Raw genomic sequence first — 20,241 nt, 5'->3', positions numbered from 1 at the left:
GCAGCAACAATAGCCGATATCCTCACCTCAATGCTCAAGGCTGATTGCTTTTACAGGGAATCATTACCGCCCCCATGAACTCCCACCTACAGACTTCCTACGTAACAGGACCGGATATGACACTGCCCAATGAAATGACCCGCATCGAAATCACTCAACCCGGTGGTCCCGAGGTCTTGCAACCCAAGCGTGTGTCGCTGCCCGTGGCCGCGGACGGCGAGGTGCTGATCCGCGTGCGGGCTGCCGGGATCAATCGCCCGGACGCCCTGCAACGTGCAGGCAAATACCCAATGAAACCTGGTATGAACCCGATCCCCGGCCTGGAAGTGGCCGGCGAAGTCGTGGCGCTGGGTGCCGGTGTCAGTCAGTTTGCCGTGGGTGACAAGGTCTGCGCGCTGACCAACGGTGGCGGTTATGCCGAATATTGCACGGTGCCCGCCGGGCAGACCCTGCCGATGCCCGAGGGGCTGGATTGGATTCAGGCCGCCGCCATCCCGGAAACCTTCTTTACCGTGTGGGCCAACCTGTTCGGCCTCGGTGATGCCCAGCATGGTCAGCGAGTGCTGATTCACGGCGGCACCAGCGGCATCGGAACGACCGCGCTGATGCTGTGCCGCGAGTTCGGCATCGAGGCGTTCGCCACCGCCGGCAGCGCGGAAAAATGCGCGGCGATCAGCGAACTGGGTGGGCAGCCGATCAATTATCGCGAGCAGGATTTCGCCACCGTCATCGCAGAGAAAACCGCCGGCAAGGGCGTAAACGCGATCCTCGACATCATGGGCGCCTCGTACCTCAACGGTAATGTCAGTGCCTTGGCGATGGATGGCCGGCTGGTGATGCTGGGCTTTCTCGGTGGCGGCAAGGCCAACGATGTCGACCTGCTGGGGATCATGGCCAAGCGCGCGGTGATCACTGGTTCGCTGCTGCGTGCGCGAACCGCAGCGGAAAAAGCCGAAATCGCCGAAAACCTGCGCCAACACGTGTGGCCGGTGCTGGCGGCCGGGCGCTGCCTGCCGATCATCGACAAGGTCTATTCGCTGCAGGATGCCGCGCAGGCGCACGCGCGCATGGAAGGCGGCGACCACATCGGCAAAATCGTGCTGCGGGTGGATTGAGCCGCAGCATTTTGTAATCGTTAAGGGCGCACGGCGGTCGAAAAAGTCACGCGCAGACCAAGCCTTCTGGTAAAAAGCCTTCTTTGTCTGCGCTGTGGTGAACCGTTTAATGTTCCTGTCCTTCATGACTCGTCTGCGTCGCCGCCGTCTGGCGTTCGCCTGTATGGCTGCGCTGATCATTGGCGTGCCGACGAGTTGTGCCGTCCTCGAACACACCGAGCGCAAGCTGCTGTTTCGCATCGAACCGGGCACCGCCGGCTGGTATCACGGCTTGCCGGGCAGCGTGCAGGAGCTCGACTTGCAGCCCAAGAGCTTCAAGGCCGGGCAAAACATTCATGCCTGGTGGTGGCCGGCGGAGCGGCCGAACGCTCCGGCCATCCTCTATCTGCATGGCGTGCGCTGGAACCTCACCGGGCAGTTGTTCCGCATCGAGCAATTGCGCGCGGCGGGCTACTCGGTGCTGGCCATCGACTATCGCGGTTTCGGTCAGAGCAAGGGTGATCTGCCCTCGGAAAGCAGCGTGTACGAAGACGCCCGGGTGGCGTGGGAACGCTTCAAACTGCTGCAACCCGACCCGAGCAAACGCCTGATCTACGGCCACTCCCTGGGTGGCGCGGTGGCCATTGATCTGGCGGCCGAACTCGGCCAGGACGCGGCCCGGGACCATACGCCGCTGCCGGTCAAAGGCCTGGTGATCGAATCGACCTTCACTTCCCTCGCCGATGTGGCTGCCGCCGTGGCAAACACTTCGCTGCCGGTGCGCTGGCTGCTGTCGCAGAAGTTCGACTCCATCGACAAGATCGCCGAGATCCACATGCCGCTGCTGGTGGTGCACGGCATGGCCGACGCGTTCGTGCCGCCGCGCTTCAGCGAGCAACTGTTCAACGCCGCCCGACAACCCAAGCGACTGCTGCTGGTGCCAGGTGCCACGCACAACAACAGCATGGCGCTCGGCGGGCAGAATTACCGCAAGGCGATCGATGCACTGATGCAGTCCAGACCCGTGCCCCACGTAGCCGGGCCGGCGGTGGCGCGCAGCGCGCAGGACTCCTAGCGATAGCCACGGGCCTGCAAGTCGAACAGGCTGGCGTAGTGTCCGTTGGCGGCGATCAGACTGTCGTGATCGCCCTGCTCCAGTATCCGCCCACCCTCCAGCACCAAAATCTGGTCGGCGTTGCGCACACTGGAAAATCGGTGGGAGATCAACAAGGTCATGCGACCTTCGGTGTGCTGGCTGAAATGCTCGAACACCGCCGCTTCCGCCGCCGGGTCCAGCGCCGAGGTCGGTTCGTCGAGGATCAGGATGTCGGCGTCACGGCGCATGTACGCCCGGGACAAGGCAATCTTCTGCCATTGCCCACCGGACAATTCCTGGCCACCGGCAAACCAGCGGCCCAACTGCGTGGCATAGCCGCGGTCGAGGCCCTCAATGAACGGCGCCGCCATGCCTTCGATAGCCGCGGCCTTCCAGCGTGACTCTTCATCGAACGCCGAAGTATCGCCGACACCGATGTTTTCACCCACGGTGAACTGGTAACGGATGTAGTCCTGAAAAATCACGCCGATACGCCGGCGCAATGTGGTCTCCTCCCAATCCTGCAAGTCGCTGCCATCAAGCAGGATACGGCCTTGATCGGGCCGGTAAAGACGGGTCAGCAGTTTGATCAATGTGGTCTTGCCTGAGCCGTTCTCCCCCACCAGCGCGATGCTTTTGCCCGGCACCAGATGCAGATCGATGCCTTCGAGCGCCGCACGGTTGGCGCCGGGATATCGGAAACCGACATTTTCAAAGCGCAGGCCATCGCCCGGCTGCGCGCCGACAGTGAGGTGACCGGAGTCGGCCAGCACCGGTTCAGCCAGGTATTCGTACAGGTTCGACAGGTACAGACCGTCCTCATACAAGCCGCTGATTGCACTCAAGCTGCTGCTGACTGCGCTCTGCCCCTGCTTGAACAGCACCAGGTACATGGTCATCTGGCCCAGACTGATGTTGCCGTGCACCGCGTCGATCACCACCCAGGCATAGGCCAGATAGAACGCGCCAGTGCCGAGCAAGCCGAGACCGAAACCCCAGCCATCGCGACGCAAAGTCAGGCGTCGGTCTTCGGCATAGAGCTTGGCAAACGTGTCCCGATAGCGTTGCAACAGCAACGGGGCGAAGCCAAACAGCTTGACCTCTTTGATGTAGGCCTCATGGGACAGCAAGGTTTCGATGTAATTTTGCTGCCGACTTTCTGGGGCGCGACGGGTGAACAAGCGGAAAGCGTCGCCGGAAAAATGCGCTTCGGCGAAGAACACCGGTAATGCGCCGACCACCAGCAACACCAGCGCCCACGGCGAAAAATGCACCAGCAGCACACCAAAGCTGATCAGCATGATCAGGTTCTGGATCAGGCCCAGCGACTTCATCACCAACGCCAGGGGCCGGGTCGAAGCTTCGCGGCGCACGCGAACCAGCTTGTCGTAGAACTCGGAGTTCTCGAACTGCACCAGCGACAGGGTCTGCGCCTTTTCCAGAATCAGCGTGTTGACCTTCTGCCCCAATTGCACGCGCAACAGCGACTGCTGGACCGACAACGCCCGTTGCGTGCCGGACAACAGCGCCAACACCCCCGCCTCCATCAGCACGTAACGCAACACCGGCCACAGCGGCGCATCGCCCTGCTGCGCATGCAACTGCATCGCCGCCACCACCGCGTCGACAATGCGCTGGCCAAGCCAAGCGGCCAATGCCGGCAATACACCGGCAACCAACGTCGCCAGCACCAGGCCCAGAAACAACCCGCGTGATGTCGCCCAGACCAGAAGCAAGGCGCGCCGGGCCTGATCGAACAGGGCGTTGAAGCGGGAAATCAAAGGCATGGCAGATCAAGCTCGATAGGTCGTACAGGGTGTCATGGTACTCCGCAGGTTTTATCCGTGCTGAAGCGCGGCGTTTTCAGAAGAAAAACATCTGGAAAAACGCTGACCATTGCGGCGTCCAATGCTTTGCTATGGTTTAACCGCCTTTCGCGGAACCTGGCGAAAATCGCCTCTCTCCGCGCCTACTGCCAGGAACGCCACCATGAGAATCAATCCCTATCTGATCTTCAACGGCAACTGCCGCGAGGCCTTCACCTTTTACGAACAAGCCTTGCAAGGCAAACTCGAAGCGATGATGACCTTCGGCGAAACACCCGCCGCCGAACACGTGCCGAAAGAGCACCACCACCTGGTGATCCACACCTGCCTGAAAGTCGGCGACCAGATGATCATGGCCTCCGACACCACGCCCGACCGGCCAACCGGAGGCATGAGCGGTTGCTCGATCTCGCTCAATGTTGACAGCATTGCCGAAGCCGAGCGGGTGTTTAATGCGCTGGCCAAGGACGGTCGGGTCGACATGCCGCTGGAAACGACATTCTGGGCCGTGCGTTTTGGCATGCTGGTCGATCGTTTTGGCGTGGCGTGGATGGTCAATTGCGAAAGCGACCAGTAACGCTAACGTCTCGTCAGGCATGAAAAAGCCCAACCTCTTCAGGTTGGGCTTTTTTGATTAGCGCTGGGCCAGCTCATGCCGCACGCATTGTTCGTAATAGGTCTGCTTGACCGCCGCAGGTTTGAGCTTCGACGTGCTGTTATACGTCTGCTCGGTAATTCCCATCGCCGTCATGCGCATCCACGGTTGCTGGAACTTGCGCACCTGCAGTTGTTTACGCGCGCCGTACAACGAGATCCCCGACAGCTTCGACTGCTGGGCACCGGCGGCAATGTCCGAACCCCACGTACAGGCAAAACGATGACTCTTGCTCAACTCTTTCGCCTGAACTCCCGAGGCGAACGCAGCCAGGGAAAGCGTTGCAACGGTTATGAAAATCGTCCGCATATAGCCAACCTAACCTTTTGAAAAAAGGCGAGTTTGCCGGGGATGCTCAAGCCTGGGGGCCAGCAAATTGCCGCTTTTCCGAGATTGACCTGGACCTGCGACGTGATCAGCGACCGCCGCGGACCTCAACCCGCAGACGCTCGGCGCCCGCTTCCGAGTATTCGATGTTCACTGGCAAGAAGCGCTCGATCACCGCGATATTGCTGTGCAGATGTTCGGTCATTCTTGGGGTAGTAAATGATCCGCCGCCCGCCAGCGCCATCGGCAGCAGCAACTGGTCGGCGAGGTGTTCCGCCACCGCAGCGTCACTGCGTAACCAGTCTGCCGCCTGATTGATTGCGGTATCAGCGACCTTCTCCGCCCGTAACAACACCTGGCCAAAGGCACTGAAGACTTCGGTGACCTGCTCGAACACGTACTCCAGCAACAACACATTACCGGGGCCACGCGCCGGATCGAGCGTGATCGGATGCAGCATTTCCGGTGACCAGCGCAGGCGTTTCGCCACCTGACTCAGTTCACGCTCGGCGACGCTCGGTGCGAGACCGGCCGTCAGCGCCAAGGCTTCATGCGACAGCAGCGCCCCGCGCTCACATAGGTCCAGCGGCGTCAGTTGCGACGGCTGCACCGTGACATCGATTTCACCACCACCGGCCGGGACAAAGCCGTGACGCAACAGATCCAGCTCAATACCGGCCCCCATGCGCCGCATTAACGGCAACCAACTGCGGGTGAGGAAATCGGCAGGCGGCGCCAATGGGTTATGCGTACCGCCGCTGATCCGTACGCGACTTGTGCCCGGCGCCTGCAACAGCGCAGGGAGCAATGTTTGCAACACCAACGTGCAACTACCGGCCGTGCCAATCGCAAACCGGTAATCACCCGAACGAATCGCTCCCGGCTCGAAATGCAGCTCCTGCGAGCCCAACTCCGCTCCCGCGATCCGCGCACCACAGACTTCGGCGGCGGCCATCACGGCCGTCAAATGCTGACGCAACAATCCCGGTCGACTGCGGCGAGCGCGAATCTGTTTAATGCGAAACGCCTGGCCCGTCACCATCGACAGGCTCAGCGCGCTGCGCAACACCTGACCGCCGCCAATCGCGCCGTCCAGTTCAATCACTTGCTGTTCCATTTCAATCCTTACGCGTACAACCCGACAGTGTCCCTGAGGTAGTCATCCAGTCGTCGCGAGTCTTCCTGTGTTCTGGGTAATGTGGGCACATCGCGTTCGAGTTCGGCAGTGATGAACCTGTGCAGCGCCGGGCGGCGCGGACCGTAGGTGCTCTCGTCGGCATTGCGTTTAAGTGCCAGTAACTCGTCGACTTCAGCGAGCAATGCGCGGTCATCGACCGTGGTCAGCAGGTCGGCGAAGGTCATCGGTGGACGCCCGCGCCCCTGATCGATCCAGCGCACCGCCAGCAATGGCCGCAGCACGTAGAAGTACTTCTTGAACCGCACACTGTCGCCTTGCAGGTACTGGCGAAAGTTGTTTTTCGCCATCGACAGATAGTGATTGCGGGCTGCCGGCGGGCTGTAGAATGCTTCGGCCAGCTCACGCAGTTGTGCAACCTGTGCGCTTTCGCTGCGGTACACCAATGGCGAGTCGAGCCACTCCAGCAACGTCGGGTTGGACTTGCGCAACAACCCGAGGGTCTTGCGCAGTTCCCAGCCGCTGACATCCAGTTCATCGTCCAATGGCCGCTCGATCACATCGCGCGGTGTATCGACCTGAACGAACCACTGCGGTTTTTCCACATACACAAACCTTACGTCGTAGTCGCTGTCGGTCGAGGCAAAGCCCCAGGCCCGACTGCCAGACTCACAGGCGTATAACACCGTGACGTTGCGCTCGCGCTCTATACGCGCCAACTCTTCCAGCACCCGCGCACGCATCGTGTCGCACAGCGGGTGGCGTTCTGCAAATTCCATGACTGCTGACCCTTTTATCCTTTGACGCACACCACTTGCCGCAGGGTGTGCAGCACTTCCACCAACTCGCGCTGGGCGTGCATGACTTTGTCGATGTCCTTGTAGGCCATCGGAATTTCGTCGATCACCGCTTCGTCCTTGCGGCACTCGACATGCGCCGTGGCGCGGATCTGGTCTTCGACGGTGAAGGTGTTCCTGGCCTTGGTGCGGCTCATGGTCCGCCCGGCGCCGTGGCTGCAGGAGCTGAACGACTCTTCGTTGCCCAGACCGCGCACAATGAAACTTTTGGCGCCCATCGAACCCGGAATGATCCCCAGCTCACCTTTCTTCGCCGACACCGCGCCTTTGCGGGTGACCAAGACTTCTTCGCCGAAATGCCGCTCTTTCTGCACATAGTTGTGGTGGCAGTTGACCGCTTCCAGCGCCACCTCGAACGGCTTGCGAATGATCTGGCGCGTGGCCTGAATCACCGCGCGCATCATCAGTTCGCGGTTCTGTCTGGCGAAGTCCTGCGCCCAGCTCACCGCTTCCACGTAATCATCGAAGTGCTGGCTGCCTTCTTCGAAATACGCCAGGTCACGATCCGGCAGGTTGGCAATGTGTTGCCGCATATCCGCCTGAGCCATCTGAATGAACAGGTTGCCAATGGCGTTACCGACGCCGCGAGAACCACTGTGCAACATGAACCAGACCCGGTTGGCTTCATCCAGGCACACTTCGATGAAGTGATTACCGCTGCCGAGCGTGCCCAGATGCCCACGGTTGTTGGTGTTGGCCAGTTTCGGGTACTTGTCGGTGATCAGCTTGAATCGAGGCTGAAGCCCCGCCCAGGCCTGATCGGCTTGCTGCGGAACCTCGTCCCATGCGCCCTTGTCGCGCCGCGAACGGGTCGAACTGCGGCCATGGGGCACCGCTTGCTCGATGGCGCTGCGCAGCCCCTGCAGGTTGTCCGGCAGGTCGGCAGCGGTCAGCGACGTGCGTGCGGCGATCATGCCGCAACCGATGTCCACGCCGACGGCCGCTGGAATGATCGCGCCCACCGTCGGAATCACGCTGCCAATGGTCGAGCCCTTGCCCAGATGCACATCCGGCATCACCGCCAGATGCTTGAAGATGAACGGCATCTTTGCCGTGTTCATCAGTTGCTCACGGGCCTCGGTTTCTACCGGGACACCTTCGGTCCAGAGTTTGATCGGCTTGCCGTTGGCGACTTCGAGCAGTTGGTACGTGTGTTTTTTCATTTCTCTATTCTTTATTCGTTGGCCAATGAGTCGGCGTTGTTCCGTCATGTGCAGCGACAAAAAAACAGACACTGTGGCTCTGCCAGTCGAGCCCCCGTTGCCGGGGAGGGATTCGAACCCGCGTTCCGATGGAGTACCTGTTGCATTCGCTGCCTTCTTTTTCAGTAAGGTGGCACGACAAAGGTTGATGACTGTTGCGCGTTGCCGCGCACCGGGATTAACCGGCCTCAGATGTACAGCCATCAGGCATTCGTGCCGTCACACACGCTGACAAGGGTTTGATGAGACGTCTTGGATGTAGTCCCACCGGCATTCAGCGCCTGTGACAAATCAATTCATTGCATGTTCTCGATCGCTTCGACCCAGTGCTGCGCGCCGTAACGACCGCAGGTGAACTGCTCGACGACATCGAATACTGCATCGCAGAAACCGCCGACATTCAGAATGTCATCGCGGTCCGCTGCCTGCGTTGCGTAACCCGGCTGGATATCGATACACACCAGACGCGCCTGCGGGTTGATCCGCTTGATGCGCTCCCACTGCAGCAGGGTCTCACTGGCACCACGGCGCCGCGTGTCGATCCAGGACTCGTTGTCCGATACCAGAATCAGCGTATCGACCTTGGCCTTGCTGTCCGCCAGTTTCTTCAGCGGCGCCGAGCAGTTGGTGCCGCCGCCAAAGGCCGCGGCCAGTTTCTCCGCATTGCTGATTACGCTGTCCCGTGGGTTGAGCTTGATATCCACCACGTTCACTTCGAACGGCATCACCCGCGCCGCCGGCTGTTTGCGCAACACCGCTGCCGCGACCAGCGCCGCCACATCGATGCAACGCACCGCCGTGGTCGCGCCCTGACGATAGCCGGTGGCCGGGCTGCCCATCGAACCCGAAACATCCGGGCAAACCACCACTGCGCCTTCCAGCTTCGGCACGTTTGCCAGCGATAACTCAAGTGCGTCCTGCAATGCCTCGCGGATCTGCAGCGGTACGTTATCGCCAACCATCCGGTAGGCCGCCAGCAACTGGTACGGATAAACCCGCGCGTTGGCCACTTCTTGCGGATCTGCCAGTCGCGCCGCCACGTACTCGACGCAACCCGGCACCTCGAACGCGCCATGCCGGGCCAGGGTGTTGAGGTTGATGCGCAATCCCTGCCAGCCCATGTTGTAAGCCTGCGCAGCCCATTGCTCTTTGCTCAGGGTTTCGTTGCCGAGCAGTTGGAACGGTACCGCGGGTACTTGGTGACTCGCACCGCTGCGAAATGCCAGCAGATCGCGGGTCAACTCAGGCAATGCCTGCACATCCACCGGTTTACCGATCAACCACGCGAAGAACGCTTCGCGCCAGGCCTCAGCCGGTTTCGGATGAACCATCTTCACCACATCCGCCAGCGATGGCTGGTTGCCAATCGACGCTTGCAGCAGTTGACGTTCGGTCGCGCCGTTCAGCCAGTTCTGCACCAGACGCTTGGGTTGCGAACCAAGGGATTTGCGCCCGGTGGCGCCACTGCGCAGGATCTGCACGTAGTTGCGCAACATCTTGCCGCTGTCGATCACTTGTTCAAACACCTCCGGTACCAACGTCGACCGATTCGCCGTCAGCGCCGCCAGCAGCAACGCCGGCATGTCCTTCATGTGGCCCTTTTGGCGAGCGTAAATAGCAGCCTTCGCCACGAACCGGCTGTCGAGCTCGCCCACCAGCTTCAACACTTGATCCAGCTGACTTTCAGCGCTGGCGTAAAAGGTCTGGTTCAGGCAACCGGTGACAGCCAGTTGAGCCAGTTGATGCTTCGGGGTGTAGGCATATGCCGAGGCGCCGGAGGCATTCAACGTGTCGCAGGCTGGCAGCTGTTTCGATTGCGTGTTGAAGAGTTTGAAGTTGGCCATCGTGGCATCTCGCTCTGTTGTCCTGTTCGTTGCAACAAACATTGCAGTGGCTGTGCCAATTTTTGAAAAGCGCGAAATTTATTTTTTATATTATTGATTTATAACGGTTTTTTTAATTCTATCGGTTTATTCGAGCTGTACAGAAGACAAACCCGGCGTGAAAAATCTATCATTTGATATCGTCATTTATCTTCTGAGATAGCCATGCCAAACAAACGTACTGTCGCCATCGGTTTTATCGGCGCCACGCTGGATCGCGTTGGCAAGGGCGCCAATCGCTGGAGCCACTGGCGACCGAGCGTTGGCTTGTGCCAGCAACCGGACGTACTGATCCATCGCCTGGAACTGATTCACGGTATCGACGCGCGCGACATCAGCCTCGCTGAACGGGTTCGCGCTGATATCCAGCAGGTCTCGCCGGAAACCGAGGTCCAGCTGCACCCCATGGCACTGCGCAATCCGTGGGATTTCGAAGAGGTCTACGGCGCGTTGCATGACTTCACGACGGCCTACAGCTTCGATACCGAGCACGAGGACTATCTGGTTCACATCACCACCGGCACCCACGTCGCGCAGATTTGCTGGTTCCTGCTGACCGAAGCACGCTATCTGCCAGCGCGCCTGATCCAGACCTCCCCCGCCCGACGCAAAAGTGAAGATGAACAAGCCACCGGCACACACGCCCTGATCGACCTCGACCTGTCACGCTATGACCGCATCGCCTCGCGCTTCGCCAACAAACGCCTCGAAGGCCTGGAGTTCTTGAAGTCCGGCATCGCCACCCGCAATGCGGCGTTCAACCGCTCCATCGAACAGATTGAACGCGTGGCTGTGCGCTCCAAGGCGCCCATGCTGCTGATCGGCCCGACCGGCGCCGGCAAATCGTTCCTCGCCCGACGCATCTACGAACTCAAGCGCAGTCGCCATCAAATGCAGGGGCGGTTTGTTGAGGTCAATTGCGCCACCTTACGTGGCGACGGCGCGATGTCGACTCTGTTTGGTCATGTAAAAGGCGCTTTCACCGGCGCACAAAACGCCCGCGACGGCCTGTTGCGCGCAGCTGACGGCGGCATGTTGTTTCTCGATGAAATCGGTGAGCTGGGCGCGGACGAACAAGCGATGCTGCTCAAGGCTATCGAAGAAAAGCGCTTCTTTCCGCTCGGCTCCGACAAGGAAGTCGATAGCGACTTCCTGATCATCGCCGGCACCCACCGTGACCTGCGCAGCCGCGTCGCCGAAGGCCTGTTCCGCGAGGATCTGTACGCGCGCATCAACCTCTGGACATTTGATTTGCCAGGCCTGGCCGGCCGCCGCGAAGACATCGAGCCCAACATCGACTTCGAGCTCGAACGTCACGCTCGCGATCACGGCCAGCTAGTGCGCTTCAACCTTGAAGCGCGGCGGCGCTACCTCGCCTTCGCCAGCTCTCGCGAAGCGGCATGGCTGGGCAACTTTCGCGAACTGTCAGCGTCGATTACCCGGATGGCCACTCTGGCGGACAGCGGGCGAATTGATGAGGCCCAAGTGCAGGAAGAAATTGATCGGCTGCGTTATGCGTGGGGGCTGACGCAAGCGGACAGGATGGCAGATGATCTCCCGGGAGACGCCGATAGCCTGGACCTCTTCGATCGACTGCAATTGAAGGCGGTACTTGAAGTATGCCGGCAAGCGGACAGCATTTCGGATGCAGGGCGCAGATTGTTTGGTGTATCGCGCCAAGCCAAGGCGCAACCCAATGATGCAGATCGGTTGAGAAAATACCTAGGCCGGTTCGGGATTGAGTGGGCCAACTTGCAAGCCGGCAGAGTCACTACCACATGAGCGAGCTTTTTGATTTTTTGGTAGCGCTCTCGGCTTACGATGACTTCAGATCGAGGCGGCGCAGCAATCGTGTGTTTTCGCGCCGTTTTGTCGCGGTCATGTTGGTGGTCGGCTTTGTAGAAATCCTTCTACTTTCACATTGGGCCGGGTATATATGACTCTACCGCTCGTCCAACGGCCAGCACCTTGGTGTGAGTTCCTGCCTCCAATGGTTTACCCCCATCGCGAGGAAGACTCAGATCATGAACAAGTCGCTTACAACCCTGACGCTCGCAAGCCTGCTGTTGACTGGCTCGCTCTTCACGCAGACCAGTTCGGCAGCAACACCGGCGGCCTCATCCGGCACAAAGCAGGCGCAAAGCTCCGAGTCCAACGAGGAAAAAGCCAATAAAAAAGGCGAAGAAGCGTCAGGCTCAAACTCCGGCGCCGAACCGCAAGAAACGCAGAAAGACGCCGCAACCTCCAGCGACTCGGAGGACATTCAGCAAGGCTCGAAACAATAATACTTGCGCGACCGCCACCAGCTCATTTGACTCACCTGCTCGTCTGGCCAATCCACAGCATCGGCCAGACGAGCGGGTGATAAGCCTCACCTAAACACGAATCACAATGGTCGAAGCCAGCATGTCGCCCAGGCGTTTGCGCGAGCCAAAGAAAATGAATATCCAGTCGAGAATATTCAGAAACGGCGTTGTGATATTGCGTATGAACGATTGATACAGATTGCAACTCAAGTAGCTTCGCTCATCAATCACCGACATCCCCAGCAGTTTTTTACCCAGGCTTTGCCCGTTGGGCATTGCATCAGAAAACAGGTAATACGACACACCCGCACCAAAAGCCAGGACAGCCACAACATTTGGTGGCAAACCAATAAACTCCGCCAGCCGGCCTATGAAGAGGATAAAAAAGTAGGTGATCAACGTATCGATGATCTGCCCACCCCAACGACGGCCCAGCCCTGCGAGATTTTTGGGCTTTTGATATTCACTACTGGTATTGCTGATTTCCATGCGCCTTCGCTCGATCGGAATTTAGATAACGGAGTATCGGCACCCGACGACCAATATTTAATGGCGCTTCAGGGGCGAGCGCACTGAAAGTGCGATCAATCAAAACCCGCAAGATTGCTCCGAATGAATAGGCTCACTGAAGGTAAAGAAGTAGAACGATATTTTCTCGCCCTCTACGTCTTTTAATTCATATCTGATCCTGTCGAGCCCACGATCGATTCGGGTAACGACGAGCTCCATGAATTGAGTCAACCCGCCGCCAAAGCCACTTAGATCAAGCGCACTGACATCCTGAAAATTTATAGTGATAGCGCTTTCTGCTGCGTCAGCGAGCGACGACATCGTCAAGGCCAGATTGTACTTGAAGTCTTGAATTTCGATATTCAGCGAAACGACCGCATTGTGCTGAATCAAAAGCGAGTTCAAGCGAGATAACTTATCCATTTTCGTATGAACCAATGACGGAAAAGATGTGGCCTGCACTTCATTCGTGTATCTAAGCGAGCATCTTCAGTCCTGGCAGGCAGAGTATCAACCCGACATCAGATTGGCTGCGCAGAACCATTGCCGAGCTTGCGTGCCAACTCGACATTCATTTCGAACTGTTCGCTAACATCAATCGCCGTACGGCGACTCTTTTCGACTGAGCCTTCCCGAGCCCAGAGAAACGGGAAAAACGAAAAGCACTGACCCGCTTCCAGCGCCTGCAGGTCGCGAATCCAGCCGTTCCAGCGCAAACCGTCGTAGAAGGTCGCGAGCCGATCGCTCAACGCCCAACCCAGAAAGTCGGTGTAAGCAATGTGCAATGGCTCCCACAACAGCGTGTCAGGCGCCCAGTAATACATCGCCCCAACTTCTTCACCCAAACCACCGCCATCGAGAGCAAAGAAACCTCCAGCTGCATCGTCGGCAACCAACAAAAAGGCATCAGCACGGCCGTTATTCCAATCCAGAAGATTTCGCGGTAATTGCTGATGCCCGGAGCCGAGCACACGTAACCAGCCGTGATCAATCAGCAGCCCACCCGTTTCGAAGGCAATCGCACCCAAAGTCGATTTAGTCGTGACCTGAAGACCTGAAAGAACTCTGCCATTTTCGGCGGAGGGAGGAAGTAACTGAAAGTTGAGTACGGCTTCCTCCAGCATTTTTTCAATGATGGGCAGCGCTGGATCCCGCTTGTCTATCAAGTGATCCAAACTTTTCATCCAGCAACCTTTTTTGCGCGGGTTTTGCGCAGGCACAAAAAAGCCGATCCAGCTGATCGGCTTAAGTGTCTGATTTTCTCAGGAATAATGGTCGGGACGGAGTGATTCGAACACTCGCCCCCTAGCACCCCATCTTCTTTTTTACACTTCTTGATAGCTTCGAAAATTCTGCTCTGGATTTTTCCAAGCGAGTATTTACTTGAGCTCCAGCGGTGTTCTGCTCTAAGTGAGTCCAGTAACGTCCATCAAGAGCCGGCGTTTTTGTGGGGGGGGAAAAGTAGGGGGAGTCCGTTTCATCGCCAAAATCACCATAAAGAACTCGAGTCGCTGACCGCCAATGATGCCGGCCGGGATCCTCAGGAAGGATGGCAATCAGAGCCGTTCTTTTTCATACCAGTCGAATGAGCAGCAATACCAAGAGCACGTTCAATACGGCAAGCACACTCAGTCCCGCAAGCACACCGCCAGCGCCCCAGGCCTGCAACAGGTAACCGCCTGCAAGGGGGGTCAAGGCTTGTCCTATGAGCGAAGGCCGAGCCATGCGCCCCATCAGCAAAACATAATGGGTAGGCGACATGAGGGCCAATGGCAGCAGTCCTCGAACGATCGCCCGCAAACCATTACCCGCGCCATAGATCACCAGCCCCATGGCAGTCATTGCCGGTGCGATGGTCACAATCAGCAGACCAATTGCCACGAATATCACGGAGATCAACGTCGTCCAGATCGGGTGTCGCGTACGCGAAAACACCTGTAGAACACGTGATCCTACCTGGCTCGGCCCCAGCAATGCGCTCAGTCCAACGGCGGCTGCAAGCGAGTAACCCTGCCCCTGCAACAATGAAATCAGCTGGACCGACATCGCCGTCATGATCACTGCACCCAAAGCAAAAATCAGCGTAAGCAACAAGTAGATCCGCCGGTCGATTGAGAAACTTTCGCCACCCGCTACCTGACTTTTTATGAGTGGTCCCGTGCCCCTCGCCAGAACCCAGAGATAAAGCGGCGCCACGACAATGACCAATAACACTCCATAAGCCACGCACGTCGTGCGCCAACCAACGTGTTCGATGACCAGCGCAACCGCGGGCCATGACAGTGTTGTAGCAAAACCGGACACAAGCGTGATACCCGTAATCGCACTGCCCGCTCGCTCCCCATAGAGAGAGCCTAAAGCGGCGAATAGCGCTTCATACAACCCCAGCGCCATACCGACACCTATTACAGCCCAAGACAAAAAAAACATCGGCAACGAGGTCGAACTGGCCATCAGAAACAACCCGATGGCGACGCCCAGACCGCTACTGGCCAGAATAGGGCGACCGCCATACTGGGCAATAAGCCGGCTGGTCAACGGCGCCAGCATCGCGGAAACCAGAATGCTCAGAGACAGTGCGCCATACACCCATTGGCTGGCCCAGCCGGTTTCTTTCATGATCGAGTCGGCCATGACGGCCATCAGGAAGAACGAGCCTCCCCAGACCAGAACCTGCAGCATCCCCAAAATGAAAATGCCGAATACGCCAGGCAGTCGTGTTTGTTGATTCAAGACAATGTCATCAGTGGTGAGAAAGGCGGATAGCGTGAGTGCTGAGCAATTACGTTTAAACGAACGATTCACCTGGCCAACGAATCCGTTGGCTCAAAGCATGTGCCCAGCCCAAATCTTACGATTGACCAGGTCGGCAGCAATTTCGATGAAGGCATCCCCGACGAATTTGGCAGCCGGACTGACACGCCTGTCGGCAGGAAAAACCTGAACAAGTTTGCGCATGGGAATAGGGTCAACCAAGGGGGCGGCACTGAGCACACCAGCTTCGATTTGGGCGTAAATCGATGCCAGTGGCAAAGCTGTCAAACCGAAGCCATTACGAACCAGGTCAATCATCGCGCCGAAGGAGTCAGCTTCAACGCTGGTTTTGAGCTTGATGCCGACTTCTCGCGCACAATTATCCAGAATCACGCGAAGACTGTGGCGGGCGCTTGGCAACACCAACTGCTGCTCGGCCAAAGACTCGAATGACACCGGCACATCCAGGCGCAGCTTGGCACTGGCAGGTCCGACCAGCAGCAAGTTTTCCATCATCACCGGCACGATACGCAGCGTATGCAGGGGTTGGGGATCGTAAGAAATCGCCAGTTCCAATTCGCCACGCTGAACCCAATCCAGCAGATAACCGCTGAAGGCCGAGGAAAACCTGACGGCAAGATTCGGATGCGCCTCTTTGATTTTGCGCACTAAAGGAACGGTGACAATTTCCGCTACCGTCGGCGTCGTACCGATGACGACCGTTCCCCGAAAAGAGGTCTTTCCGCCCACCACTGAACTTCGAATGGATTCCATTTCTTCCATGATTCGAGTGGCATGCGCCAGCACCTCGCGACCAGCATCGGTAATCTCCATGCCTCGTCCATGTCGATCAAACAGGTAGGTGCCGAGTTCTTTTTCCAGCATTCGAATTTGTCGGCTGAGTGCCGGTTGTGCGATGTGAAGCCGGTCTGAGGCCTTGCTGAGACTGCCTAGCTCGGCCACATGAATCAAGGTTTTGAGTTGAACGACATCCATTACCAGGCCAGTCAAAGTCGGGCTCGGCGCGAAATGCGTCGAAGTAGTATGAGTGTAAACGCATTAGCGTTTCCTGAAATGCCACAGGGCCCGCGTCGCATGGGACCTAATGGCTTTATAGCCGGCTGTATCCCCCAGCCCGCAGGGGCTGCAAGACAAGCTATAGAATTTCGGTATATCAGTTAGACCTGGCTGACGGCTTATTACCCTCGTCACTCTGCGGTAGCGTGCAATCAACGTCGACGCCAAGAGCGATCGACTGACTACAAGAATAAGATTCGAGGGCTTGCCGCCATGATTTACTACCTTTCCCGTTACCTGACCGACCCGCCTTATACAGTCAGCGAACAGCTGACCTCTCATATACGCCCCCCCGCTTCATGTGCCTTGGTCGTCGAAGGGTCACAGCACTTGCGTTAAGCACATCAACACATCGAGCTAGCAACGTCGGACACGCATCAGCGTGGGCCTCGTATCGTCTCGCCTTGAAACAAGGGTGAACAAAATGTCTGCATCAACCAGCGACTCAACACGCCACACTGAAAAGTCCGATCAGATGAAAAGTCCGAATCGTGTCAGAGCCATCATGGGTGCCTGCTCGGGCAATCTGGTGGAGTGGTACGACTTTTTCATTTACGCCTATACCGCCATCTATTTTGCGAGCTCGTTTTTCCCCAAAGGCGACACCACCAGTCAGTTGCTCGCAACCGCCGGCGTCTTCGCCGTCGGCTTTTTCATGCGGCCGCTCGGCGGTTGGATTTTTGGCTGGATTGCTGATACCCGCGGCCGCAAGGTATCGATGATTATCTCGGTGTTCATGATGTGCGCCGGTTCCTTGTTGATTGCCGTCATGCCGACCTATGAAACCATCGGTGTGGCGGCGCCAGTTTTGCTTGTCGTTGCCAGGCTGATTCAGGGTCTGTCAGTGGGCGCGGAGTACGGCACCGGCGCCACCTACATCAGTGAAATCGCGACACCTGGGCGTCGCTGTTTCTATGGATCATTCCAGTACTTCACCATCATCGCAGGCCAACTCCTCGCCCTTATGACCGTGGTCATACTTCAACAAACCCTTACCGGCGAGGAATTGCGGGAATGGGGCTGGAGAATTCCTTTTTTCATCGGCGCCTTTAGTTCTATCGTAGTCGTGTATTTGCGTCGCGCGATGCATGAAACCGCCACAAAAAAAGAAATGAACCGCAAAGATGCCGGCTCGCTACGTGGCATGTTCAAACACAAACGCGCAGTGGCACTGGTGGTCGCGTTTACCATTGGCGGTTCACTTTACTTCTACACCTTCACCACATACATGCAGAAATTTCTGGTGATCTCTGCGGGGTTTAGTGCGGAAACGGTGAGCTTCATCATGACGGCCGCCCTGGTCGGTTTCATGTTTTGTCAGCCACTCTTTGGTCTGCTCGCCGACCGAATCGGAATCAAGGTCCATATGTTGTTGTTTTCCGGGTTGGCCATGCTACTGGTGATCCCTCTGCTCTATTCGCTGCAATCAGTCAGCAGTCCATTTACAGCGTTCCTGCTGGTATTTGGCGGCCTGGCAATCGCGTCGCTCTACACGCCGATTGCCGGTATCGTCAAAGCTGAACTGTTCCCGCCAGCGGTACGTGCATTGGGTGTGGGCTTTCCTTATGCCGTCGGCAACGCGGCATTCGGTGGCACCGCCGAATACGTCGCCTTGTCGCTTCGGTCGCAGGGTATTGAGGAGTACTTCTTCTTCTACGTCGCGGCCGTAGTAACCATCACGTTCATCGCAGCGACGCTAATGCCCAACCTGTCCCGCTATGGTTACATCAGCGGCTCGGGTGAGATCGAAGAACGCACCGGACTGAGGGGCTTCATCAAATCGCAGGCTGCCAGGATCTGAGGCACTGACGATTACCGTGGTTTTTTGAAAGGGCCCATGATGATCCATGGGCCCTTTTAAAATCACTGGATAGCGGATACCGATGCTACTTGTGATGAATGCGCTTGATGAACCTTGGTTACCTTTCCCGGTTTGGCCATGCCTGCAATCCAGATCAAGATCCTTGAACTGACTTGAGTCAAAGACGGGCCTCTTGATACCGGCCGAGTACTGCACACCGACAAAGATGTCGCGCAGTCGCTGCTCGACGACGCGGATGTGGCAGTGGTGCATGGAAACACTTTTGGCCTTCCCTTACATTCGCATTGCCTACGCTATGGATGACGCTTCATTGCGTAGGGGGCGCGAGGCGATTCCGTACGTCCTGCCCCTCTCTGCGTTAATCATTTCCCTTCCCATAATGCGTGGCTATCGCCGTTGCCCAACAGGCCACGCATTCCCCCCTAGCTATACAAAATGGGCATATCTCAAAGACAAAAACGGTAGTCGTCCTTCTCCTCCATCACTCCCAGAATGGGTGAAAACACAAAAGCAGCACTGCTTGGGAGATTGGCATGTCAACAGAAGCTGAACACACCGTGGGACAGAATTGGCAAGAGGACGTGTTCCGCGTGCTCAAGGCCCACGACGTCAAACACGTGGTCTTCGTACCGGATGCAGGCCACTCGGCGGCGATCCGAATGTCGTATGCGGACCCGGACATCAAGGCCGTTGTCCTCACCACCGAGGAAGAAGGCATCGGCTATCTCGCCGGCGCATGGCTTGGTGGAGAGCGTGGTGCCCTCCTGATGCAATCCAGCGGAGTCGGTAACTGCATCAACACTCTCGCTCTGCAAGTCTGCGCAGGCTTTCCGCTGTTGATGGTGGTCACAATGCGCGGCGACTGGGCCGAATTCAACGCATGGCAGAACCCGATGGGCCAGGCCACAGAAGCCTCCCTGAATCTGATGAAAGTGATGACCTGGCGCGCGGACGTCCCTGAAGACGTCGCCCCGTTGCTGCACGGTGCCGCGACCATGGCCTTCAACGGTGATTCGTCCACTGCCCTGCTGCTCGGCCAGCGCCTGATTGGAGAAAAGAAATGGGTCAAGTAAGCGCAAACCACACTCTGTGCCGCCGCGAAGTGGTCAAGGCCTTACTGGCCGACCGCAAAGACGTGCTGGTCGTGACGGGGCTGGGCTCCGCGTCCTATGACGTGATGGCCGCCGGTGACAACGATCTGAATTATTACCTCTGGGCCGCCATGGGCAGCGCAATCACTGTGGGCCTGGGCCTGGCGAATGCGCAGCCAGACAAGTCGGTGGTGGTGGTCACCGGTGACGGCGAGTTGCTCATGGGATTCGGCGCACTGGCCACGGTGGCACTGCAGAAGCCTGCCAACCTGACCATCGCTGTGCTGGATAACGGTCACTTTGGTGAAACCGGCATGCAAGTCAGCCACGCCGGCTTTGGTATTTCCCTGGACCAGGTGGCGAAAACTTGCGGCTTCAGTTGGACCGATGAGATCCGCGACATGGAAGGCGTACATAACTTGCGCGAGCGCTTTGCGAGCCGCGACGGCGTCAAGCTCGCGACGATAAAGATCAAAGCGGAGAACCCGCCCCGGGTGCTGCCGCCGCGCGATGGTCATTACGTCAAGAATCGCTTTCGTGCTGCCTTGGGTTTCAACCCGATCTGATTGCTCTTTGCCCGGCCCCGGTCACGCAGGGCAGTTGCCG

At 57.9% G+C, this 20,241-nt stretch carries 19 protein-coding genes and 1 pseudogene; 9 read left to right on the top strand and 11 right to left on the bottom strand.

What is annotated here, in order from left to right:
• The first annotated feature begins 116 nt into the window (after positions 1-116).
• Positions 117-1,115, top strand: coding sequence for an NAD(P)H-quinone oxidoreductase (locus HBN98_RS25005; protein ID WP_083368610.1), 999 nt, complete (start codon positions 117-119; stop codon positions 1,113-1,115).
• Between the two features lie 109 nt (positions 1,116-1,224).
• Positions 1,225-2,169 (top strand): alpha/beta hydrolase, encoded by a 945-nt coding sequence (locus tag HBN98_RS25000; protein ID WP_064588188.1) that lies wholly within the window; start codon positions 1,225-1,227, stop codon positions 2,167-2,169.
• On the opposite strand, the gene HBN98_RS24995 is transcribed toward HBN98_RS25000, so the two are convergent.
• Positions 2,166-3,977 carry an ABC transporter ATP-binding protein gene (locus tag HBN98_RS24995; protein ID WP_083368609.1) on the bottom strand — a complete coding sequence of 604 codons (1,812 nt, stop codon included), beginning with the start codon at positions 3,975-3,977 and terminating at the stop codon, positions 2,166-2,168. The two genes, HBN98_RS25000 and HBN98_RS24995, sit on opposite strands and share 4 nt — an antisense overlap.
• Before the next feature lie 202 nt (positions 3,978-4,179).
• Here HBN98_RS24995 and HBN98_RS24990 point away from each other — a divergent pair, with 202 nt between their 5' ends.
• A complete protein-coding gene (locus tag HBN98_RS24990; protein ID WP_083368608.1) occupies positions 4,180-4,593 on the top strand; it encodes a VOC family protein in 414 nt (137 codons plus the stop codon).
• A gap of 57 nt (positions 4,594-4,650) precedes the next feature.
• Here the strand turns inward: HBN98_RS24990 and HBN98_RS24985 are convergent, their stop codons facing one another.
• The 5 genes from HBN98_RS24985 to HBN98_RS24965 all read right to left on the bottom strand — a co-directional run bounded on the left by HBN98_RS24985 (position 4,651) and on the right by HBN98_RS24965 (position 10,036).
• Complete coding sequence (locus HBN98_RS24985) at positions 4,651-4,980, bottom strand: hypothetical protein (protein ID WP_083368607.1); 330 nt, start codon at positions 4,978-4,980, stop codon at positions 4,651-4,653.
• Positions 4,981-5,086: 106 nt separating this feature from the next.
• Complete coding sequence (gene rtcA / locus HBN98_RS24980; protein ID WP_083368606.1) at positions 5,087-6,115, bottom strand: RNA 3'-terminal phosphate cyclase; 1,029 nt, start codon at positions 6,113-6,115, stop codon at positions 5,087-5,089.
• A gap of 8 nt (positions 6,116-6,123) precedes the next feature.
• Positions 6,124-6,912, bottom strand: coding sequence for a nucleotidyltransferase domain-containing protein (locus tag HBN98_RS24975; RefSeq protein WP_083368605.1), 789 nt, complete (start codon positions 6,910-6,912; stop codon positions 6,124-6,126).
• Positions 6,913-6,926: 14 nt separating this feature from the next.
• The gene (locus tag HBN98_RS24970) at positions 6,927-8,153 is read right to left on the bottom strand and encodes an RtcB family protein (RefSeq protein ID WP_083368604.1); all 1,227 of its coding nucleotides are present in this window, start codon (positions 8,151-8,153) and stop codon (positions 6,927-6,929) included.
• A 335-nt stretch (positions 8,154-8,488) separates the two neighbouring features.
• The gene (locus tag HBN98_RS24965; RefSeq protein WP_083368603.1) at positions 8,489-10,036 is read right to left on the bottom strand and encodes a vWA domain-containing protein; all 1,548 of its coding nucleotides are present in this window, start codon (positions 10,034-10,036) and stop codon (positions 8,489-8,491) included.
• A 204-nt stretch (positions 10,037-10,240) separates the two neighbouring features.
• On the opposite strand from HBN98_RS24965, the gene rtcR reads away from it, so the two are divergent.
• Both rtcR and HBN98_RS24955 read left to right on the top strand, forming a co-directional pair.
• The gene (gene rtcR, locus HBN98_RS24960; RefSeq protein WP_083368602.1) at positions 10,241-11,857 is read left to right on the top strand and encodes an RNA repair transcriptional activator RtcR; all 1,617 of its coding nucleotides are present in this window, start codon (positions 10,241-10,243) and stop codon (positions 11,855-11,857) included.
• Between the two features lie 242 nt (positions 11,858-12,099).
• A complete protein-coding gene (locus HBN98_RS24955; RefSeq protein ID WP_064588197.1) occupies positions 12,100-12,360 on the top strand; it encodes a hypothetical protein in 261 nt (86 codons plus the stop codon).
• Positions 12,361-12,450: 90 nt separating this feature from the next.
• Here the strand turns inward: HBN98_RS24955 and HBN98_RS24950 are convergent, their stop codons facing one another.
• The 5 genes from HBN98_RS24950 to HBN98_RS24930 all read right to left on the bottom strand — a co-directional run bounded on the left by HBN98_RS24950 (position 12,451) and on the right by HBN98_RS24930 (position 16,641).
• On the bottom strand, positions 12,451-12,870 hold the full coding sequence (locus tag HBN98_RS24950; RefSeq protein WP_064588198.1) for an RDD family protein: 420 nt from the start codon (positions 12,868-12,870) through the stop codon (positions 12,451-12,453).
• Between the two features lie 99 nt (positions 12,871-12,969).
• Positions 12,970-13,314 (bottom strand): hypothetical protein, encoded by a 345-nt coding sequence (locus HBN98_RS24945; protein ID WP_083368601.1) that lies wholly within the window; start codon positions 13,312-13,314, stop codon positions 12,970-12,972.
• A 98-nt stretch (positions 13,315-13,412) separates the two neighbouring features.
• Positions 13,413-14,075 carry a DUF2625 family protein gene (locus tag HBN98_RS24940; RefSeq protein ID WP_064588199.1) on the bottom strand — a complete coding sequence of 221 codons (663 nt, stop codon included), beginning with the start codon at positions 14,073-14,075 and terminating at the stop codon, positions 13,413-13,415.
• Between the two features lie 388 nt (positions 14,076-14,463).
• Positions 14,464-15,573: an MFS transporter gene (locus HBN98_RS24935; protein WP_083368600.1), complete on the bottom strand. Its 1,110-nt coding sequence runs from the start codon at positions 15,571-15,573 to the stop codon at positions 14,464-14,466.
• Positions 15,574-15,717: 144 nt separating this feature from the next.
• On the bottom strand, positions 15,718-16,641 hold the full coding sequence (locus HBN98_RS24930) for a LysR family transcriptional regulator (RefSeq protein WP_011267481.1): 924 nt from the start codon (positions 16,639-16,641) through the stop codon (positions 15,718-15,720).
• A gap of 505 nt (positions 16,642-17,146) precedes the next feature.
• Between HBN98_RS24930 and HBN98_RS24925 the strand changes: the two genes are divergently transcribed.
• The 4 genes and pseudogenes from HBN98_RS24925 to HBN98_RS24915 all read left to right on the top strand — a co-directional run bounded on the left by HBN98_RS24925 (position 17,147) and on the right by HBN98_RS24915 (position 20,201).
• On the top strand, positions 17,147-18,523 hold the full coding sequence (locus tag HBN98_RS24925; protein ID WP_083369424.1) for an MFS family transporter: 1,377 nt from the start codon (positions 17,147-17,149) through the stop codon (positions 18,521-18,523).
• Between the two features lie 201 nt (positions 18,524-18,724).
• Positions 18,725-18,906: pseudogene (locus tag HBN98_RS27995) on the top strand (aminotransferase class I/II-fold pyridoxal phosphate-dependent enzyme); the annotation flags it as partial.
• Positions 18,907-19,077: 171 nt separating this feature from the next.
• The gene (locus HBN98_RS24920) at positions 19,078-19,617 is read left to right on the top strand and encodes a thiamine pyrophosphate-binding protein (RefSeq protein WP_011267479.1); all 540 of its coding nucleotides are present in this window, start codon (positions 19,078-19,080) and stop codon (positions 19,615-19,617) included.
• A complete protein-coding gene (locus tag HBN98_RS24915) occupies positions 19,605-20,201 on the top strand; it encodes a thiamine pyrophosphate-dependent enzyme (protein WP_011267478.1) in 597 nt (198 codons plus the stop codon). The genes HBN98_RS24920 and HBN98_RS24915 overlap by 13 nt, the downstream gene beginning before the upstream one ends.
• The last annotated feature ends 40 nt before the right edge of the window (positions 20,202-20,241 follow it).

Source organism: Pseudomonas koreensis (assembly GCF_012986595.1).
In the GTDB taxonomy this organism is placed as follows: Bacteria; Pseudomonadota; Gammaproteobacteria; order Pseudomonadales; family Pseudomonadaceae; genus Aquipseudomonas; species Aquipseudomonas koreensis.
This window is presented reverse-complemented; position numbering and strand designations above follow the sequence as displayed.

What these genes read in the sequence shown, in the direction of transcription:
- HBN98_RS25005 (WP_083368610.1), top strand. Translation starts at nt 117, where the DNA reads ATGACACTGCCCAATGAAATGACCCGCATCGAAATCACTCAACCCGGT.
- HBN98_RS24925 (WP_083369424.1), top strand. Translation starts at nt 17,147, where the DNA reads ATGTCTGCATCAACCAGCGACTCAACACGCCACACTGAAAAGTCCGAT.
- HBN98_RS24970 (WP_083368604.1), bottom strand. Translation starts at nt 8,153, where the DNA reads ATGAAAAAACACACGTACCAACTGCTCGAAGTCGCCAACGGCAAGCCG.
- rtcA (WP_083368606.1), bottom strand. Translation starts at nt 6,115, where the DNA reads ATGGAACAGCAAGTGATTGAACTGGACGGCGCGATTGGCGGCGGTCAG.
- HBN98_RS24920 (WP_011267479.1), top strand. Translation starts at nt 19,078, where the DNA reads ATGTCAACAGAAGCTGAACACACCGTGGGACAGAATTGGCAAGAGGAC.
- HBN98_RS24945 (WP_083368601.1), bottom strand. Translation starts at nt 13,314, where the DNA reads ATGGATAAGTTATCTCGCTTGAACTCGCTTTTGATTCAGCACAATGCG.
- HBN98_RS24915 (WP_011267478.1), top strand. Translation starts at nt 19,605, where the DNA reads ATGGGTCAAGTAAGCGCAAACCACACTCTGTGCCGCCGCGAAGTGGTC.
- HBN98_RS24955 (WP_064588197.1), top strand. Translation starts at nt 12,100, where the DNA reads ATGAACAAGTCGCTTACAACCCTGACGCTCGCAAGCCTGCTGTTGACT.
- HBN98_RS24940 (WP_064588199.1), bottom strand. Translation starts at nt 14,075, where the DNA reads ATGAAAAGTTTGGATCACTTGATAGACAAGCGGGATCCAGCGCTGCCC.
- HBN98_RS24930 (WP_011267481.1), bottom strand. Translation starts at nt 16,641, where the DNA reads ATGGATGTCGTTCAACTCAAAACCTTGATTCATGTGGCCGAGCTAGGC.
- HBN98_RS25000 (WP_064588188.1), top strand. Translation starts at nt 1,225, where the DNA reads ATGTTCCTGTCCTTCATGACTCGTCTGCGTCGCCGCCGTCTGGCGTTC.
- HBN98_RS24985 (WP_083368607.1), bottom strand. Translation starts at nt 4,980, where the DNA reads ATGCGGACGATTTTCATAACCGTTGCAACGCTTTCCCTGGCTGCGTTC.
- HBN98_RS24990 (WP_083368608.1), top strand. Translation starts at nt 4,180, where the DNA reads ATGAGAATCAATCCCTATCTGATCTTCAACGGCAACTGCCGCGAGGCC.
- HBN98_RS24965 (WP_083368603.1), bottom strand. Translation starts at nt 10,036, where the DNA reads ATGGCCAACTTCAAACTCTTCAACACGCAATCGAAACAGCTGCCAGCC.
- HBN98_RS24975 (WP_083368605.1), bottom strand. Translation starts at nt 6,912, where the DNA reads ATGGAATTTGCAGAACGCCACCCGCTGTGCGACACGATGCGTGCGCGG.
- HBN98_RS24935 (WP_083368600.1), bottom strand. Translation starts at nt 15,573, where the DNA reads ATGCTGCAGGTTCTGGTCTGGGGAGGCTCGTTCTTCCTGATGGCCGTC.
- HBN98_RS24995 (WP_083368609.1), bottom strand. Translation starts at nt 3,977, where the DNA reads ATGCCTTTGATTTCCCGCTTCAACGCCCTGTTCGATCAGGCCCGGCGC.
- HBN98_RS24950 (WP_064588198.1), bottom strand. Translation starts at nt 12,870, where the DNA reads ATGGAAATCAGCAATACCAGTAGTGAATATCAAAAGCCCAAAAATCTC.
- rtcR (WP_083368602.1), top strand. Translation starts at nt 10,241, where the DNA reads ATGCCAAACAAACGTACTGTCGCCATCGGTTTTATCGGCGCCACGCTG.